Origin of the sequence: Frigoribacterium sp. Leaf172 (assembly GCF_001424285.1) — a bacterium.
Classification (GTDB): Bacteria; Actinomycetota; Actinomycetes; order Actinomycetales; family Microbacteriaceae; genus Frigoribacterium.
In genome coordinates this window covers 26,884-43,634 of the sequence record NZ_LMPB01000006.1, presented here as the reverse complement: position 1 = coordinate 43,634, position 16,751 = coordinate 26,884, and the positions used below count along the sequence as shown (strand labels likewise).

Sequence of the window (16,751 nt, the reverse complement as noted above, 5' to 3'; positions counted from 1 at the left end):
GCCGCTCGAGCCCCTGACCAGAAGGCCTCCCATGTCGCATCACTCGACCACGCGGGGTCTGCTCGTCGCCCTCGTCGCCGCCACCTCGTTCGGCGTCTCGGGCGCCCTCGTCAAGCCGCTCCTCGAGGGCGGCTGGAGTCCGGCCGCGGCGGTCACCGTGCGCGCCCTCGTCGGCGGACTCGTGCTGACGCCGTTCGCCCTCCTCGCCCTGCGGGGCCGCTTCGGCACGCTCTGGACGGCGCGGTGGCGCATCCTCGGCATGGCCGTCGTCGGCGTGGTCGGCACGCAGGTCTTCTACTTCGCGGCCGTCCGGCGGATCCCCGTCGGCACGGCGATCCTGATCGAGTACATGGCGCCGCTCCTCCTCGTCGCCGTCGCCTGGGTCGTGACCCGCCGCAGGCCGGCCGCGGTCGTCCTGGTCGGCGCGGCGGTCGCCGCGGGCGGACTCGTGCTGGTCGTGTCGCCCGGCGGCGGCGGGCGCCTCGACCCCGTCGGTCTCGCGTCGGCGGCGGTGGCGATGGTCTGCTGCGCCGCCTACTTCGTCATCGCAGCCCGACCGGCCCGCGGACTGCCACCCGTGGCGCTCGCCTGCGCGGGGCTGCTGGTCGGGGTCGTCGTGCTCGTGCTCGTCGGAGCGACCGGCCTGGTGCCCTTCACCGCGTCGGCCGCCCCCGTCGGGCTCTTCGGCGCCACGACCCCCTGGTGGGTCCCGATGCTCGCCGTCGGCGTCGTCGCCACCGCGATCTCGTACGCGGCGAGCATCACCGCGACGACGATGCTGGGGTCGCGACTGGCGTCGTTCGTCGGCCTGCTCGAGGTCGCCGCCGCCGCGCTGTGGGCCTGGATCCTGCTCGGCGAATCCCTCACCCTCCTGCAGGGGCTCGGCGGGGCGGCGATCCTCGCGGGGATCGCCTTCGTGCGGTCGGATCGCGAGGGGTCGCCCGAAGACGCCGTGGCCGAGGCGACGCCCATCGCCCCGGCGTCGGCACCGGCACCGGCACCGACCGGCGCTCCCCCGGGGGCTAGCGTGGAACGGTGACCCCGTTGACCCTCGGCCTGGCCGCCGCCGCGATCATGCTCGGGGCGCTGACCCAGCGCATCTCGGGCATCGGCTTCGCCCTCACGGCCGCACCCCTGCTCGTCATCGTGCTGGGCCCCGAGGCCGGCGTGACCGTCGGCAACGTGCTCGCCGCCGCCCTCGCCGCGGTGCTGCTGGCCCAGACGTGGCGCACCGTGCGGTGGCGGCGTGCCCTGCTGCTCGTCGCGCCGGCGCTCGTCGCCGTCCCGATCGGGGCCTGGGTCGTCCGAACCGCCCCGACCGGGCCCCTGACCGTCACCGTCGGGGTGCTCGCCCTGGTCGGGGTGCTCGTCATGGCGTTCTCGTCGACCGTGCGGCTGCTGCCCGGCCCGGGAGGCGCGGTGGCGGCCGGAGCGCTCGGCGGCTTCATGAACGTCACGGCCGGGGTCGGCGGCCCCGCGCTGACGGTGCACGCGACGAGCGAGCGCTGGTCGCGGGACGTCTTCGTCGGCACGGGCCAGGTGTTCCTCCTCTCGGTCAACCTCGCGTCGGTGCTCTCGAAGGGCGTGCCGACGGAACCCTGGGGCGTCTGGGTCGGCGCCTTCGCCGCCCTCCTGATCGGGGCCGTCGCCGGCCATCGCCTGAGCCGTCACGTCTCGGCCCGGGTGGGGCGCATCCTCGTGCTCGTGCTCGCCGCGGTCGGCAGCGCCGCCGCCGTGGTCCGGGGCCTGCTGCTGCTCTGACGGCCCGAGCCGGCCGGTCACGCCGTGCTTGTCGCCGGGCCGCCCCGTGCGGCACCATGGCGGGATGCCCTCGCTGACCGCCGTCTGCCGCGTCCACGCCCTGCTCGACGACTCGGGCTCGGTCGGCGTCACCGCCATCGACAAGCGACCCGTCGACGGCCCGGTCGAGGTCAAGCGGCTCGGCGTCCGCGGCGACGTCCAGGCGAGCCGCGCCCACCACGGCGGCCCCGACAAGGCCGTCTACGCCTACGCCGACGACGACGCCGCGCACTTCGCGGGGATCCTCGGCTACGAGGTCGTGCCCGGGCTCTTCGGCGAGAACCTCCGCACCTCCGGCGTCGACGTGACCGGCGCCGTCATCGGCGAGCGCTGGGCCGTCGGCGACACCCTCGTGCTGCAGGTGACGATGCCCCGCACGCCCTGCGCCACCTTCGCGCGCCGTCTCGGCGAGAGCGGCTGGGTCCGCCGGTTCCAGGCCGAGGGGCGCCCGGGGGCGTACCTGTCGATCGTGAAGGCCGGGCCCGTCCAGGCCGGCGACCCCGTCTCGGTCGTGTCCCGCCCCGATCACGGGGTCACCATCGGCGACGTCTTCGCCGGTCTCGACGCGCAGCAGGCCCGAGCGCTGCTGAGCTCCCCCGGCCCGCGTCTCAGCGAGACGATGCGGGGCATCGCCGAGAAGGCCGTCGCGCGGGTTCCCGCCGACGCCTGAGGCCGGACTGCCGGGTCGACGGGCCGCCCTGGGGAGCCGAGGAGGCGCGGCTCGGCCGACCCGCGCCTCCTCGGCCGTCCGCGACCCCGGTCGGGGTCAGACCCGCTGCTGCCTCGGCACGACGACGCGCTCGAAGACGAGCACCCCGGCCGTCGCGATCGGGATCGCCACGAGCGCGCCGAGCACGCCGCCGAGCGCTCCTCCGCCGAACGCCGCGACGATGACGAGCGCCCCGGGCACCGCCACCGCCTTCGACATCACGCGGGGCGTCAGCACGTACGCCTCGATCTGCGCGTAGACGAGCAGCACGATCCCGACCACGACCGCCGTCACGGGCGACACGGTGATCGTGGCGGCGATGATGATCGCGTACGCGACGACGGTGCCGACCACCGGGATCAGGGCGCCGAGGAACGCCAGGGTCGCGAAGAGCACGGGCACCGGTCCGCCGGCGATCGACAGCACGATGAACACGAACACGGCGTTGACGGCCGCGAGCACGACCTGACCCGCGACGTAGCGGCCGACCGAGAGGAAGATCTCGTCGGCGATGTCCATGACCCGCTCGCGGTGGCTGCGCGGCACCGCCCGACTGAGCGAGCGGAGCATCTGCGGCAGCGTGACGGCGAAGTAGAGGGTGAGGATGGCGACGACGATCACGGCGGTGATGCCGGTGGTGATGCCCTGACCGACGGCGAGCAGCCCGCCGCCGAGGGCGAGCAGCTTGTCGGGGTCGAGCAGATAGGCCGAGACGGCCCCCACGGCGTCGTCGACGTCGAGATCGAGACCGAGCGTCTCGACCGTCTGCTGCACCCAGGGCTCGCGCGACAGGTGCTGCAGCGTCGCCGGCGTCTCGCGGATCACGTAGCCGAGCTGCTCGACGAGGGCCGGCACGACGGCAGACACGATGCCCGCGACGAGGCCGACCACGAGCACGACGGCGGCGACGACTCCGACCCACCGGGGCGCGCCCCAGTCGACGAGGCGACGCACGACGGGCTCGAACGCCAGCGCCAGGAAGAACGCCAGCCCGATGTAGACGAGGATCGTCGACAGGGCCATCAGCGACACGATGATGCCCACGCCGAGACCGCCGCCCAGCGTCGCGATCAGTCCGAAGCGGAAGGCGCCGGTGCGTCGGGAGGGGTCGGGAGGCGCGGGGTGCGTCGCGCCCGTCGGTCCGGTCGCCGACGCCGAGCGTCGGACGGCGCGGGCGCGTGAGGAGAGTGCCATGGGTCCATCCTGTCGTGGCATCGCGGCGCGGGGCCGCCCCGTGGTCGCTGCGCGTGGTCCGCCCTCGTGGCCGTTCCCCGCATCCGTCGCCCGGGGTTCCTGCCTCGGCCGGGAAGAAAATGCAGAGTCTGAATCTTTGCTCCAGGGGTCGGGTACGATCGCAAGCTCCGGCCGACCGGTCACTGCGCTCTCGCCGCGACTCCCCCGCTCGCCCTCCCGCGCCTCCTCCCCTCTTCCGTCCCCCGTCGGCCGCGCGCCGCACGAAAGGCTCCTCATGACCGACGCCTCCGTCCGGGCCGCCTCCCCGGCGCCCGCCATCCCCCGGCAGTCCTGGCTGGCGCTCGTCGCCCTGCTGCTCGGCATGTTCATCGCCCTGCTCGACACGACGATCGTCAACGTCGCCCTGCCGACCATCCGAACCTCGCTCGACGCGTCGGAGGCGACGCTGTCGTGGATCATCTCGGGCTACGCCCTCGCCTTCGGACTGACCCTCATCCCCGCCGGCCGCATCGGCGACCGCATCGGCCACAAGTGGGTCTACTTCACGGGCGTGCTGCTCTTCACGCTCGCCAGCCTCGCCTGCGGCGTCGCGACCAGCGACGTGCAGCTCGTGGTGTTCCGCGTGGTGCAGGGTCTCGCCGGCGGCATCTTCGTGCCCGCGGTGACCGCGTTCATCCAGCTGCTGTTCCCGGGGCGCGCCCGCGGCAAGGCGTTCGCGATCATGGGCGCCGTCATCGGCGTCTCGTCGGCGCTCGGCCCCATCATCGGCGGTCTCATCATCCAGGCGTTCGGCGACGAGAACGGCTGGCGCCTGGTCTTCTTCGTCAACCTGCCCTTCGGCGTCATCACGCTGATCGCGGCGGCCATCCTGCTGCCGAAGCGCGACGAGTCCGTGCCCCGCCCCGACAAGGGCCTCGACGTCGTCGGCCTCGTGCTCGTGTCGGCCGCCTTCGTCGCCCTGCTCGTGCCGCTCATCCAGGGGCAGGACGAGGGCTGGCCCTTCTGGACCTACCTGACCATCGCCGCCGGTCTCGTGCTGCTCGCCGCCTTCGCCCTGTGGGAGGTGCGCTACACCCGCAGCGGCCGCACCCCGCTCGTGCCCCCGACCCTGTTCTCGCACCCGTCGTTCACCGGCGGCGTCGTGCTCGCCCTCGTCTACTTCGCCGCGTTCACCAGCATCTTCTTCACGATCTCGCTCCTCTGGCAGTCGGGTCTCGGCAACAGCGCCCTCGCGTCGGGCGCCGTCGCCATCCCCTTCGCCGTGGGCAGCATCATCTCGTCGTCGCAGAGCAACCGCATGGCCCAGAAGCTCGGCCGCAACGTGCTCGTGCTCGGCACCGCGCTGGTCGCCGTCGGACTCGGCGCGATGTGGATCCTGCTGATGGTCACCGACGCCGCCGACCTGACCAACTGGCTGCTGCTCGTGCCGCTGCTCGTCGCCGGTCTCGGCAACGGGTTCTTCATCGCCCCGAACGTGCAGTTCATCGTCGCCACCGTCGACCCCCGCGACGCCGGCTCGGCCAGCGCCGTCATCTCGGCCATCCAGCGCATCGGCTCGGCCGTGGGGATCGCGATCATCGGCAGCGTGCTGTTCGGGTCGCTGCCCGGCGGGCGCGAGCTCGCCACGGCGGCCGGTCGCGCGACGGGCTTCACCGACGCCGCCGCCGCGGCCATGGGCGTCAGCGCGGCGTTCGCCGTGCTCGCCTTCGCGCTCGTGTTCGCGCTGCCGCGCCGGGTCGACCAGCGCCGCGCCGCGCCCAGCGCGCCCGACGCCGGCTAGCCGAGCGCAGGCGCAGGGACAGGGGCCCAGCCGGGCCTCGCGCCGGGAAACGCGAAGCGGACCGGGCGCCGCGACATCGTCGCAGTGCCCGGTCCGCTTCGCAGGGCCCGGCGGCGGCGACCGACGCCGCCGCACCCGATCAGCGCTTGACGGCGTCGATCTTCAGCATGCGCGCGATGACGTGGTCCAGCTGCTCGTCGTCGAAGATCTTCTTCCAGTCGTCCTTGACGATCGACTCGCGGCCGTAGTCCATGGCGATGTGGCAGGCGTCCGAGAACGGGTTCGAGCCGCGCAGCGCGTTGGTGAGCGCGATGCCCGTGTGGCCCCAGAGCATGGCCCGGGCGGCCTCGGCGGGGACGCCGGCCTGGTTGACCGTCGTGTCGAGCGCCTCCTGCAGCAGTTCGCCGATCATGCACGCGATGGTCTCGACGAGGGTGGGCTCGAGGATCGCCAGCTGCTTGACGGTGACCCAGTGCACCTGGATGACGGGGGCGTAGATCGTCGTGATGACGTCGGTGGCCAGCTGACGCACGACGTCGGTCGGCTCGCCCTCGAGGGCGGCGACGACCTCCTGCGGGGCCGCGATGCCGCCGAACGTGTCGGCGTACTCCTCGTCGGTGCGGCGCTCGAGGAACACCGACGGGTGGCAGGGGTGCGCGACGGCGTAGTGGATGTCGTCGCGCTGCTCGAGGAGGCCCGCGTAGGCGGCGGCCGGGTCGAGGGTGAGGATGATCGAGCCCGACTTCATGGCGGGGACGACGCTCTCGGAGACCTTGCCGAGCACGACGTCGGGCACCGCGAGGATGACGACGTCGGCGTCGACGATGGCGTCCTCCGTCGAGGTCACCTCGCGTCCGAGACCGCGGATGAGCTCCTGTCCGGCGGGCGACGCCTCGCTGTAGAAGACGGTGTACCCGCTCTTCTCGAGGTTGTTCGAGACGCGCTGGCCCATCTTCCCACCGGCGCCGATGACGGCGACGGTGACGTCGGGGGTCCCCTGGTCGGCGGCCTGGGTCACGGTCTGCGTGCTGAGGGTGTCAGTCATTGCTGTTCTTCTTCCTGAGGTGTTCGATGGTCAGGGTCGTCCACTCCGCCTCGAGGCGGGTGGTGGTCTCGGGGTCGTCGTGCCAGGGCAGCCAGTGCTCGACGACCTGGTTGATGCCGCGCGCCTCGGGCTCGAGGAGGGCGAGCATCCCGTCGTAGTCGAGGCGTCCGTCGCCGAGGGGCGTGCTGGTGAGGGCGAAGCCGACCCAGCCGTCCTTCCGCGAGAAGGCGAAGTCCTTGACGTGCCAGTTCTTGACGTAGGGCGCGCAGCGGGCGGTCACATCGGCGGGGTGCTCGAGGTTCGCGACGGTGTTCGCGGGGTCGAGCACGATGCCGAGCCGGTCGCTGCCGATGCTGCGCACGACCGCCACGAGCTCGGTCGAGGTCACCTGCTCGTAGGTCTCGAGCGCGAGGGTGACCTGCGCCTCCTCGAACTCCGGCAGTACCGCGCGGAGGCGCCGGTCGGTCTCGATCGCGTCGGGTCGGTCGTCGCCGGCCGTCCACATGCTGCGGACGAGGGAGGCGCGGAGCGCGACGGCGAGACGCAGATACGTCCGCAGCACGGCCGGGTCCGTGCCCCGGGTGCCGAGCTCGAGCGTCAGGTCGAGCTCGTCGGCGAGGGCGCGGAGCGCGCGCAGCCGGTCGTCGTCGTAGTCCGCGAGCGGCGCGTGGTCGCAGATCTGGAACAGGCGGACACCCTGGGCCGCGGTGTCGCGCATCATGTCGTCGAGCGTCATCGGCTCCGGCACGCGGTCGGAGCCGCGCCAGAAGTAGGCGTAGGTGCTGAGGCCGATCACGCGGGCACCGCCTCGTCGAGGGCCAGCGCCTCGTCGAGGATGGTCTCGACCGCGGCGACGTCGTGCGCGAAGCGTCCGAGGAACAGCCCGGCGACGTCTCCCCCGAGGTCGGTCAGCAGACCGGGCCCGGCGCTGCCGCCGTAGATGACCCGGCTGCCGGCGTGCGACGGCAGCGCGGCGAGGTGCTCGTCGACGGCGCGGGTGACCGCGACGATGTGCTCGCTCGCGGCCGGCTCGGGGGCGCCGATGGCCCAGACGGGCTCGTAGGCCACGAGCAGCGGGCCCGTGAGACCGGCGGCCTGCGCGTCGGCGAGGGCGGAGTCGATCTGCGACGTCACCTCGAGGGCGGCGACGGCGGGCGGGGCCTGCTCGATCTCGCCGACGCAGAGCAGCGGCGTGATGCCGTTGCGGAGGGCGGCCGCGGTCTTGGCGGCGACGACGGCGTCGTCCTCGAAGAACAGGCGTCGGCGCTCGGCGTGTCCGATCTCGGCCAGGGTGCAGCCGATCTCGGCGAGCTCGACGCCGCTGACCTCGCCGGTGAACGCCCCGGAGTCCGCCGACGCGAGATCCTGAGCGCCCAGCCGCACGGGAGCCCCGGCGAGGGCGTCGCGAACCGGCACGAGGGCCGGGAACGACGGGACGACGAACAGCTCGACGAGACCCGACCGCACCGCGGGGTGCCGTTCGGCGAGCTCGCCGACGGCCCTCGACCACTCGATGGTCTGCGCGTGGGTGAAGTACATCTTGAGGCTCACCCCGATGGTGAACCGGGGGGCGCGGTCGGCTGCGGGGCTCATGACTCGCCGTCGAGGCCGACGGGCTGCGCCGAGCCGTCGTACTCGCAGATGCTCTGCACCTTCTCGGCGGAGGCGCTCGTCGTGTCGAAGCGGTAGGTCAGCCACTCCTTCGCGAGACGGCGCATGAGCTCGACGCCGATGACGCGCTGCCCCATGCAGAGCACCTGCGCGTCGTTCGAGAGCACGCTGCGCTCGACCGAGAACGAGTCGTGCGCCGTGACGGCGCGGATGCCGGGCACCTTGTTCGCCGCGATCGCGACGCCGAGACCGGTGCCGCAGATCAGGATCGCCCGGTCGGCCTTCCCGTCGGCGACCATGCGCCGCGATCGCGACGCCGAGACCGGTGCCGCAGATCAGGATCGCCCGGTCGGCCTTCCCGTCGGCGACCATGCGCGCCGCGTCGACCGCGACATGCGGGTACGCGGTGTGGCCGTCGGCGTCGACCCCGACGTCGACGACGCTCGCGACGCCGTCGTTCGCGGCGAGATCCGCCTTGAGGATCTCCTTGTAGTCGAATCCGGCGTCGTCCGATCCGACGACGATGCGCAGCTGGTCAACCATGGTGGTGCCTTTCCGTAGAGCGGGGACGGGGGGAGGTCAGGAGGCGCGGTGGCCGGGGGTCTGCTCGGCGAGCACCCGAGCGATGGTCAGGGTGATGAGACCGAGCGAGGTGGCCCCCGCGTCGGGCGTGCCGAGGCTCTTCTCGGCGTGCGGTCGGGCGCGGCCCATCTTCGGCAGCAGGTCGGCGGTGGCGGCGGCCGCGCGGACGGCCACCTCCGAGGCGCCGGCCCAGGCCGTCGGCAGGTCGTCGCCGGCGTCGACGGCCGCGCCGAGGGCGGCGGAGAACGGCACGAGCACGTCGACCATGGTCTTGTCGCCGACCGTGGCGCCGAACTCGAGGATCGCGTCGGTCGCGGCCGCGACCCCGGCGGTCACCGAGTGCCGCGTCGGCGCGGCGTCGTCGGTCAGGGCGGCGCCGATGCTCGCGAGGGCCGAACCCCAGAGGGCGCCGGAGGTGCCGCCGGCCCGGTCGGACCAGGCGTCGCCGGCCAGGTCGAGGAGGGTCCCGGCGCCGGCTCCACCGGCCAGGGCCGCATCGGCGGCGGCGACCGCGGCGGTGACCCCGCGCTGCATGCCGATGCCGTGATCGCCGTCGCCCGCGACGGCGTCGATGCGCCCCAGCTCGTCGGCGTTCTCGTCGATGGTCGCCTTGACGGCGACGAGGGCGGCGTGGACGACGCGAGCGGCGCTCTGCGACTCGGCCGACGCCGGCGGGATGGCCTCGGCTACGAGGGCCTCGAGCTCGCCGACCTCGACGCGGTCGGCCGCGTCGACCGACCCCTTCTTGTAGGCGGGGGCGTCGACGGGGGCGGTCCAGAACGTCTCGAGCTCGTCGTCGAGCCAGAACAGGGTCAGCGAGGCGCCGGCCATGTCGAAGCTGGTGACGAGCTCGCCGACCTCGGGCTCGACGACGACGAGGCCGGCGTCGCGCAGCAGCTGGTCGACCCGGGCGTAGACCACGAAGAGCTCCTCGTACTTGACCGAGCCGAGGCCGTTCAGGAGGACCGCGACCCGCTGGCCCCGCGACTCCTCGACGCCCTCGGGCAGCTCCGCCAGCAGGGAGGTGACGAAGAGCTCGGCCAGCTCGTTCGCCGTCGGCACGTCGGCCTCGCCGATGCCGGGCTCGCCGTGGATGCCCATGCCGACGGCCATGCGGCCCTCGGGGACGGTGAAGAGGGGCTCGTCGGCCCCGGGCAGCGAGCAGCCCGAGAACGCGACGCCGAAGCTGCGGGTGCGCTCGTTCGCCTTCTCGGCCACCCGGACGACCTCGTCGAGCGGATAGCCGGCGTCGGAGGCCGCGGCGGCGCTCTTGAAGACGGTGAGGTCGCCCGCGATGCCGCGACGACGGTGCTTCTCGGCGAGCGACGCGCTCGAGATGTCGTCGGTGACCGTGACGGTGCGGGTCTCGATGCCCTCGGCGATGAGCTTCGCCTGCGCCTGGTCGAAGTTCAGCACGTCGCCCGCGTAGTTGCCGTAGCTCAGCAGCACGCCGCCGCCCGAGTGGGCCGACCGGGCCACCGAGCGCACCTGCTGCCATGACGGCGACGCGAAGAGGTTGCCGAGCGCGGCGCCGTGGGCGAGCCCCTGGCCGACCAGGCCGCCGAACGCCGGGTAATGGCCCGACCCGCCGCCGACCACGAGCGCGACCCGCCCGGGCGTGCTGCGCGTCGCGCGCACGACACCGCCGTGCACCCGGCGCACCCAGCGCTGGTTGGCGGCGACGAAGCCGTCGATCATCTCGTCGGCGAAGTCGCTCGGTTCGTTGTAGAGGCGGGTCATCTGGGCTCCTGGCGGTGCGGATCCCCGACGGTGGAGATCACTGGGTGTGTGGGGCGGGCGGTGCCGAGGAGGCGCGGTGCGCGATGATCGCGACCCGCGCCTCCTCGAGGTCAGTCGAGACCCGAGGTCCGGGCGAGCTCGGCGGCCTCGTCGGGGGTCGCGGCCCCCTCGGGCTTCCTCATCTTGCTCAGGATCACCATGAGGACGGCCGAGAGCAGCATGAAGAACCCGACGATGAACATCGGCACCTCGTAGTTCCCGGTGGCGTCGGTCACGGCGCCCGTGATGTACGGGGCGCTGAATCCGGCCAGGTTGCCGATCGTGTTGATCAGCGCGATGCCGGCCGCCGCGGCCGCCCCGGTGAGGAACTGCGTGGGGAGGGTCCAGAAGTTCGGCAGCGCGGCGAAGATCGCCATGGCGGTGACCGCGATGACCGCGATGGTGGCCTGCGGCGATCCCGTGAACAGGGCGACGGGGATGCTCAGACCGCCGACGACCGCGGGGATGACGATGTGCCAGGTGCGGAGGCCGCGACGCGAGGCGTCACGCGACCAGAAGTACAGGGCGATGGCGGCGGGCACGTAGGGGATGGCGGTGATGAACCCGCGCTCGGTGACGCTGAACTCGGTGCCGTACTGCTCCTGGAACCCGCCGATGATCGTCGGCAGGAAGAACGCGAGGGCGTAGAGGCCGTAGACGAAGCCGAAGTAGATGAACGCGAGCATCCAGACGCGGCCGTTGCCGAACACCTTGAGGATGCTGGGGTGCTTGCCGCCGGCGGTCGAACCGGTCTTGCCGGCGGACTCCTTCTTGAGGGCCTCGGTGAGCCAGACCTGCTCGTCGCGGGTCAGCCACTTCGCGTCGGCGGGCTTGTCCTTCAGGTAGAACCAGGCGATCACGCCGATGACGATGGCCGGGATCGAGACGCCGAGGAACATGAAGCGCCAGCCCTCGAGGCCGAAGAAGAAGCCGTCGTGGCTGATCAGCCAGCCGGCGAGCGGGGCGCCGATGACCGAGGTGAGGGGCTGCGCCAGGTAGAAGAGCGCGAGGATCTTGCCGCGGTGGCGCGCGGGCACCCACAGGCTGAGGAACAGGATGGCGCCCGGGAAGAACCCGGCCTCCATGACACCGAGCAGGAACCGCAGCACGACGAGCTGCTCGAAGTTCTGCACCCAGGTGAACAGCAACGAGACGATGCCCCACGAGACCATGATGCGGGCGAGCCAGCGGCGGGCGCCGAAGCGGTGCAGCGCCAGGTTGCTGGGCACCTCGAGCAGGATGTATCCGATGAAGAACACGCCCGAGGCGAAGCCGAACTGCGCGGCCGACAGGGCCAGATCGCTCTCCATGCCGTTCGGCGCGGCGAATCCGATGGCCGTGCGGTCGAGGTAGTTGATGAAGAACATCAACGCCACGAACGGCACCAGACGGATGGCGACCTTGCGGATCGCGGACTTCTCGACGGCGCTCTGCGGCTCCGCCGAGCGGGTTGGGGTGTCCACATCGACTCCTTCGATATCTAACGACTCTGTTGGATGACGTCACCGGTTCTCGAAGGAGCCCCGTTGCACGTGCTCGACCATGGTGCCGTGCTCGGGTCCGACTTGTCAACCGGTTGACCAATCCAAGCGTCGCATCGGATCTCGCCATAGCGGTCGGTAGGCTTGCCGCGTGCCCGCCTACCCCGACGACGACCCGACCTCGCTGCGGCTCGACCTCGAGCTCGTGCCGAAGGGCACCGCGGTCTCCGAGGTCGTGAAGCAGCTGATCGGTCTGCTGACGGCGGGCGAGCTCGTACCGGGGTCGCGCCTCCCCCCCGAGCGGCAGCTCGCCGAACGCATCGGCGTCGGCCGGTCGGCGGTCCGCGAGGCTCTGGCCGCCCTCGAGATCCTCGGCATCGTCAGCGTCCGCCCCGGCTCGGGCACGTACCTCCGCGACACCACGTCCGAGCTGCTGCCCACCACGCTGAGCTGGGGCATGATGCTGAACGCCACACGCACCCGCGAGCTCATCGAGGTGCGCAGCGGTCTCGAGATCCAGGCCGCGACCCTCGCCGCGGCCCGCATCGACGACGCGGACGTCGAGAAGCTGCGCGGGTTCGTCGACACGATGCGCGAGCACCGCGACGACATCGACACGTTCCTCCAGGCCGACATCCGCTTCCATCTGCAGATCGCCATCAGCGCCGACAACATCGTCCTGCGCGACCTGCTGCAGAGCACGCGGTCGCTGCTGCGGCTCTGGGTCGAGCGCGGCCTCCGCGACCGTGTCCAGGCCGAGGCGGCGTACCGCGAGCACCTCGACGTCTTCGAGGCCATCGCCGCCCGCGACCCCGCCGCCGCCGAGCAGGCCATGCGGCGCCACATGTCGACCGCCGGCGAGCGCGTCGGCCACGCGGACGTCGGCGGCCCCTCCGCCTGACGCGCCCGACCCGGCCCGGCGGGCGCGGTGCGACTGGCGCGGCGGGCCCGGTGGCGCGGTGGGTCCGCCGGACCGCATCCCGTCACAGCCAGCTGCGCTCGCGTGCGATCCGTGCCGCCCCGTGCCGCGACGAGGCGCCCGTCTTCTGCATGGCCGACGACAGGTAGTTCCGCACGGTGCCCGAGGCGAGATGCAGTCGGGCGCTCATCTCGCGCACCGACAGCCCCTCGGTCGTCAGTCGCAGCGTGTCGAGTTCGCGCTCGGTGAGCGGGCAGTCGTCCATCATCGCGGCGGCCGAGATGTCGGCGTCGATGTACCGGCGCCCCCCGTGCACCTGCACGATGACCCGTTCGAGCTCGTCGGGGTCGATCGACTTGGGCACGAAGCCCCTCACCCCCGCGCTCAGCGCGCGCCGCAGCACCCCCGGTCGGGCGTGCCGGGTCAGCAGCACGACGGCCTGTCCGGGCCGGCTCGCGAGGATCGCCGTCGCCGCGTCGATGCCGTCCATGCCGGGCATCTCGAGATCGAGCAGCACGACGTCGGGCTCGTGCTCGGCGGCGAGGCTCACGGCCCCGGCACCGTCGCCCGCCTGCGCCACGACCTCGATGCCGTCGCCGAGATCGAGCAGCGCGGCGATCGACCGCCGCAGCAGCGTCTCGTCGTCGGCCAGCAGCACGCGGATCATGCGCGCCGTCCGGTCGTCGGCGCCGTCGATCGCGAGACCGAGGAGGCGCGGGGCGTCGAGTCCGGCCCCGTCGCCCCGGCGCCCTCCGCCCGAGCCTCGAGTCGGAACACGCCGTCGTGGTGACTGGTGGTCACCGCTCCCCCGATCGCGGCGAAGCGCTCCCCGAGGCGGGCGAGTCCGCTGAGCACGCGCGGGGCCTCGGCGGCGCCGTCGTTCTCGATCATCACCGAGTCCGGACGGATCCGGATCGTCGCGTGCTCGGCCTGGGCGTGGCGCAGCATGTTCGTCGTCGCCTCGCGGACGGCGTGCCCGAAGAGGTCGTCGGCGGCGTGACCCTGCGGCGGAGAGCCGTCGACGACGAGGTCGATGCCCGCGGCGCGGATCAGCTCGGTCGAGTTCGCCAGCTCGCCGGCGAGCGTCAGGGCCCGCTCGCCGTACGCGAGCCGGCGGGTCTCGGCGATCGTCTGCACGATCAGCTGCTCGGCCTCGCGGAGGTGGCGCCGCGCCTCGTCCGGGTCGCGGTCGAGCGTCTTGGCGGCGAGCTGCAGCTGCAGTCGGCTGACGTGCAGGGCCTGACCCTGGATGTCGTGCAGGTCCACCGAGAAGCGGTATCGCTCTCGCACGACGGCCAGCTCGGCCGTCGTCTCGCGTGCGGCCTCGATCTCGAGGTAGAGGTCGAACCCGTACCGGTTCAGCCGGTAGACGAGGTAGATCGCCGCCATCGTCACGACGACGACCGCGATCGAGACCGGCAGGACGACGGGTCGCCCGCCGCTTGCCGGGACGAGCAGCGGCGCCACCGCGACACCCATGGCGGCGACGAGCCACCGCCACGAGGTGAAGGGCGGGGTCGTCGTCACGAGACCGACCGAGACGCCGAAGAAGAGCAGGAGCGTCGGATTCTGCCCGTCGAGGTGGGCCGCCCACCAGAGGGCGGCGGACGACGTGAGCGACAGGGCCGCGAGCCACCACGGGGCCCCGCGCTCCCAGAAGACCGAGTGCGCTGCCACCGCGATCGAGACCGCGATGACTCCGACGACCAGCCGCACCGGCGCCCCCTCGGTCGTCAGCGCCGCGACGGAGAAGACGGCCAGGAACGCCACGAGAGACACGAACGACCCGGTGACGTACCGCCGCATCCGCGTCAGCGCGGGGAGGCGGTCGGGGGTGCGGCGGGGCATGGGTCCACGGTAGCGACAGCCCCCGACGCCCGTCAGCACGCGATGTCATGCCCCGACGTGACGGATGTCACACCCGGGTGGTGGCACGGCGGCACTACCGGGCGCGCGCCCGCCCCGGCATCGTCGAGGTCATGACGAACTCCACCGACACCACGCCCCGGCCCGCCGTGACGCACGACCCCCGTGACGGGTCGGACGTCGTGATCTCGACCACCGGTCTGACCTGCACGTACGGCGACTTCACGGCCGTCGACGGCGTCGACCTCACGGTGCGGCGCGGCGAGCTCTACGCTCTGCTCGGCACGAACGGCGCCGGCAAGACGACCACCCTCGAGGTGCTCGAGGGCCACCGGGTGGCCGACGGCGGCGCCGTCGAGGTGCTCGGAGGCGACCCGACCGACCGCTCCCGCACCCGACGCCGCCTCGGCATGATGCTGCAGGACAGCGGCCTGGCCCCCGAGCTCACGGTCCGCGAGAGCGTGCTGCTCACGGGCGCGATCTCGGGCCGCGACGACGACGTCGACCGCGTGCTCGGTCTCGTCGGCATCGACCACAAGGCGCGTTCGCGCGTCGCCCAGCTCTCGGGGGGCGAGCGCCGTCGCGTCGACTTCGCGGCCGCCGTCTGGGGCACCCCCGAGCTGGTCTTCCTCGACGAGCCGACCACGGGGCTCGACCCGGCGGCCCGCGACGCCCTCTGGGACGTCGTCACCGAGCTGCGGGAGGCGGGGGTCACCTTCGTGCTGACCACGCACTATCTCGAGGAGGCCGCCGACAACGCCGACCGGATCGGGCTGATGCACGCGGGCACGATCCGCCGCGAGGGCACCGTGGCCGATCTCACCGCCGGCAGCACGACCAGCATCCGCTTCGTCGCCCCCGGACCGCTCGACGAGCTCCCCCTGCGGGTCGCCCGCACCGAGAACGACCTCGTCGTCGTCGAGACCGACGCCCCGCAGCGCGATCTCACCCGGCTGCTGACCTGGGCGGCCGAGGCCGATCGGCCTCTGGAGCGGCTGACGGTGCACCAGTCGGGACTCGACGAGGTGTTCCGCGAGCTGAGCCGCGCCTCCTAGGCCCCCGATCCGACCGACCCTCTCGAAAGGACCACTCATGACCACCGCCACCGCCCCTCGTCCGTCCGAGTCCCCGGCCACGCCGGTGCGTCGCTCGGGCCCGCTCGCCATCGCCGTCGCCGAGCTGCGGATGCTCGTCCGCAATCGCACCGTCGCGCTCTGCGCCCTGCTCCTGCCGCTCGCATTCGGAGCGCTGACCTTCGCCGTCGGCAGCTACGGCACGGGGGGCATGCTGGCCGGCGTGCAGATCATCGGCATGCTCGGACTCGGCGTCTACGTCACGGCGACGACGACCCTCGCCGCCCGGCGGCAGTCGCTCCACCTCAAGCGACTGCGCAGCGGCTCCGTCTCGGACGCGGGCATCATCGGCGGGCTCGTGCTGCCGGTCGTCGCCGTCAGCCTCGCGCAGCTCGTCATCGTGCTCGGGGTGCTGGCGATCGAGGAGCCGCCCGTGAACCCCGGTCTGCTCATCGTCGCCGTGCTCGTCGCCGAGGTGATGTTCGCCGCGTTCGCCCTCGCCACGGCCGGATTCAGCACGTCGCCCGAGCACGCCCAGTACACGACGATGCCGATCTACCTCATCACCCTCGGCGTCGCCATCTGGTGGACGATCACCGGCGCCGACGATCTGCTCTGGCTCAAGCGGATCCTGCCGGGCGGTGGCCTGATGGAGCTCATCGTCCTCGCCTGGAACGGCGGCGACCTCGGGCTGCTGCCCGTGCTGCTCGCCCCGACGCTGCTCTGGGCGGCCGTGGCCGTCGCGGGCGCGGTGCGGTTCTTCCGCTGGGAGCCCCGCCACTGACGCTCCGCCGGGGTTCGGGTCGAGCGTCGGCGCCCGCCCCTGCGGGCCGCCGAGCCTCGGCGCTTCGCCCGACCGTCAGCGCCCGTCCGTGCGGGCCGGCGGGCGTCGGCGCCGCACCCGAGCGGGGC

At 72.8% G+C, this 16,751-nt stretch carries 15 protein-coding genes and 1 pseudogene; 7 read left to right on the top strand and 9 right to left on the bottom strand.

Features of this window, described 5'->3' with window-relative positions:
- The first annotated feature begins 31 nt into the window (after positions 1-31).
- The 3 genes from ASF89_RS14510 (at position 32) to ASF89_RS14500 (ending at position 2,470) form a co-directional block, all read left to right on the top strand.
- The gene (locus tag ASF89_RS14510; RefSeq protein WP_055816158.1) at positions 32-1,039 is read left to right on the top strand and encodes an EamA family transporter; all 1,008 of its coding nucleotides are present in this window, start codon (positions 32-34) and stop codon (positions 1,037-1,039) included.
- On the top strand, positions 1,036-1,761 hold the full coding sequence (locus ASF89_RS14505; RefSeq protein ID WP_055802000.1) for a TSUP family transporter: 726 nt from the start codon (positions 1,036-1,038) through the stop codon (positions 1,759-1,761). Before ASF89_RS14510 ends, ASF89_RS14505 begins: the two co-directional genes overlap by 4 nt.
- 64 nt (positions 1,762-1,825) lie before the next feature.
- Complete coding sequence (locus ASF89_RS14500) at positions 1,826-2,470, top strand: MOSC domain-containing protein (RefSeq protein ID WP_082490075.1); 645 nt, start codon at positions 1,826-1,828, stop codon at positions 2,468-2,470.
- Between the two features lie 96 nt (positions 2,471-2,566).
- On the opposite strand, the gene ASF89_RS14495 is transcribed toward ASF89_RS14500, so the two are convergent.
- A complete protein-coding gene (locus tag ASF89_RS14495) occupies positions 2,567-3,703 on the bottom strand; it encodes an AI-2E family transporter (RefSeq protein ID WP_055801993.1) in 1,137 nt (378 codons plus the stop codon).
- A gap of 274 nt (positions 3,704-3,977) precedes the next feature.
- Between ASF89_RS14495 and ASF89_RS14490 the strand changes: the two genes are divergently transcribed.
- Positions 3,978-5,483 (top strand): DHA2 family efflux MFS transporter permease subunit, encoded by a 1,506-nt coding sequence (locus tag ASF89_RS14490; protein WP_055816151.1) that lies wholly within the window; start codon positions 3,978-3,980, stop codon positions 5,481-5,483.
- A gap of 139 nt (positions 5,484-5,622) precedes the next feature.
- On the opposite strand, the gene ASF89_RS14485 is transcribed toward ASF89_RS14490, so the two are convergent.
- The 6 genes and pseudogenes from ASF89_RS14485 to ASF89_RS14460 form a co-directional block, all read right to left on the bottom strand.
- Entirely contained in the window at positions 5,623-6,528 is a 906-nt protein-coding gene (locus ASF89_RS14485; protein WP_055801987.1) for a phosphogluconate dehydrogenase C-terminal domain-containing protein, read from the bottom strand.
- Entirely contained in the window at positions 6,521-7,324 is an 804-nt protein-coding gene (locus ASF89_RS14480) for a sugar phosphate isomerase/epimerase (RefSeq protein WP_055801982.1), read from the bottom strand. Before ASF89_RS14480 ends, ASF89_RS14485 begins: the two co-directional genes overlap by 8 nt.
- On the bottom strand, positions 7,321-8,121 hold the full coding sequence (locus tag ASF89_RS14475) for a triose-phosphate isomerase family protein (RefSeq protein ID WP_055816148.1): 801 nt from the start codon (positions 8,119-8,121) through the stop codon (positions 7,321-7,323). Before ASF89_RS14475 ends, ASF89_RS14480 begins: the two co-directional genes overlap by 4 nt.
- Positions 8,118-8,682: pseudogene (locus ASF89_RS14470) on the bottom strand (RpiB/LacA/LacB family sugar-phosphate isomerase). The gene ASF89_RS14475 and the pseudogene ASF89_RS14470 overlap by 4 nt, the downstream one beginning before the upstream one ends.
- Positions 8,683-8,718: 36 nt before the next feature.
- Positions 8,719-10,461: a dihydroxyacetone kinase family protein gene (locus ASF89_RS14465; protein ID WP_055816145.1), complete on the bottom strand. Its 1,743-nt coding sequence runs from the start codon at positions 10,459-10,461 to the stop codon at positions 8,719-8,721.
- 110 nt (positions 10,462-10,571) lie between these two features.
- Positions 10,572-11,963 (bottom strand): MFS transporter, encoded by a 1,392-nt coding sequence (locus tag ASF89_RS14460; RefSeq protein ID WP_055801940.1) that lies wholly within the window; start codon positions 11,961-11,963, stop codon positions 10,572-10,574.
- A gap of 169 nt (positions 11,964-12,132) precedes the next feature.
- Between ASF89_RS14460 and ASF89_RS14455 the strand changes: the two genes are divergently transcribed.
- On the top strand, positions 12,133-12,882 hold the full coding sequence (locus ASF89_RS14455; protein WP_055801937.1) for a FadR/GntR family transcriptional regulator: 750 nt from the start codon (positions 12,133-12,135) through the stop codon (positions 12,880-12,882).
- Between the two features lie 82 nt (positions 12,883-12,964).
- Here ASF89_RS14455 and ASF89_RS14450 read toward each other — a convergent pair whose 3' ends face one another.
- Together ASF89_RS14450 and ASF89_RS14445 are read right to left on the bottom strand one after the other, a co-directional pair.
- The gene (locus tag ASF89_RS14450) at positions 12,965-13,567 is read right to left on the bottom strand and encodes a DNA-binding response regulator (RefSeq protein ID WP_055801934.1); all 603 of its coding nucleotides are present in this window, start codon (positions 13,565-13,567) and stop codon (positions 12,965-12,967) included.
- A complete protein-coding gene (locus ASF89_RS14445) occupies positions 13,564-14,748 on the bottom strand; it encodes a sensor histidine kinase (RefSeq protein WP_055816142.1) in 1,185 nt (394 codons plus the stop codon). Before ASF89_RS14445 ends, ASF89_RS14450 begins: the two co-directional genes overlap by 4 nt.
- A gap of 131 nt (positions 14,749-14,879) precedes the next feature.
- Here ASF89_RS14445 and ASF89_RS14440 point away from each other — a divergent pair, with 131 nt between their 5' ends.
- Together ASF89_RS14440 and ASF89_RS14435 are read left to right on the top strand one after the other, a co-directional pair.
- The gene (locus ASF89_RS14440) at positions 14,880-15,821 is read left to right on the top strand and encodes an ABC transporter ATP-binding protein (protein ID WP_082475443.1); all 942 of its coding nucleotides are present in this window, start codon (positions 14,880-14,882) and stop codon (positions 15,819-15,821) included.
- Positions 15,822-15,858: 37 nt separating this feature from the next.
- The gene (locus ASF89_RS14435; protein WP_235484150.1) at positions 15,859-16,623 is read left to right on the top strand and encodes an ABC transporter permease; all 765 of its coding nucleotides are present in this window, start codon (positions 15,859-15,861) and stop codon (positions 16,621-16,623) included.
- Positions 16,624-16,751 lie beyond the last annotated feature (128 nt).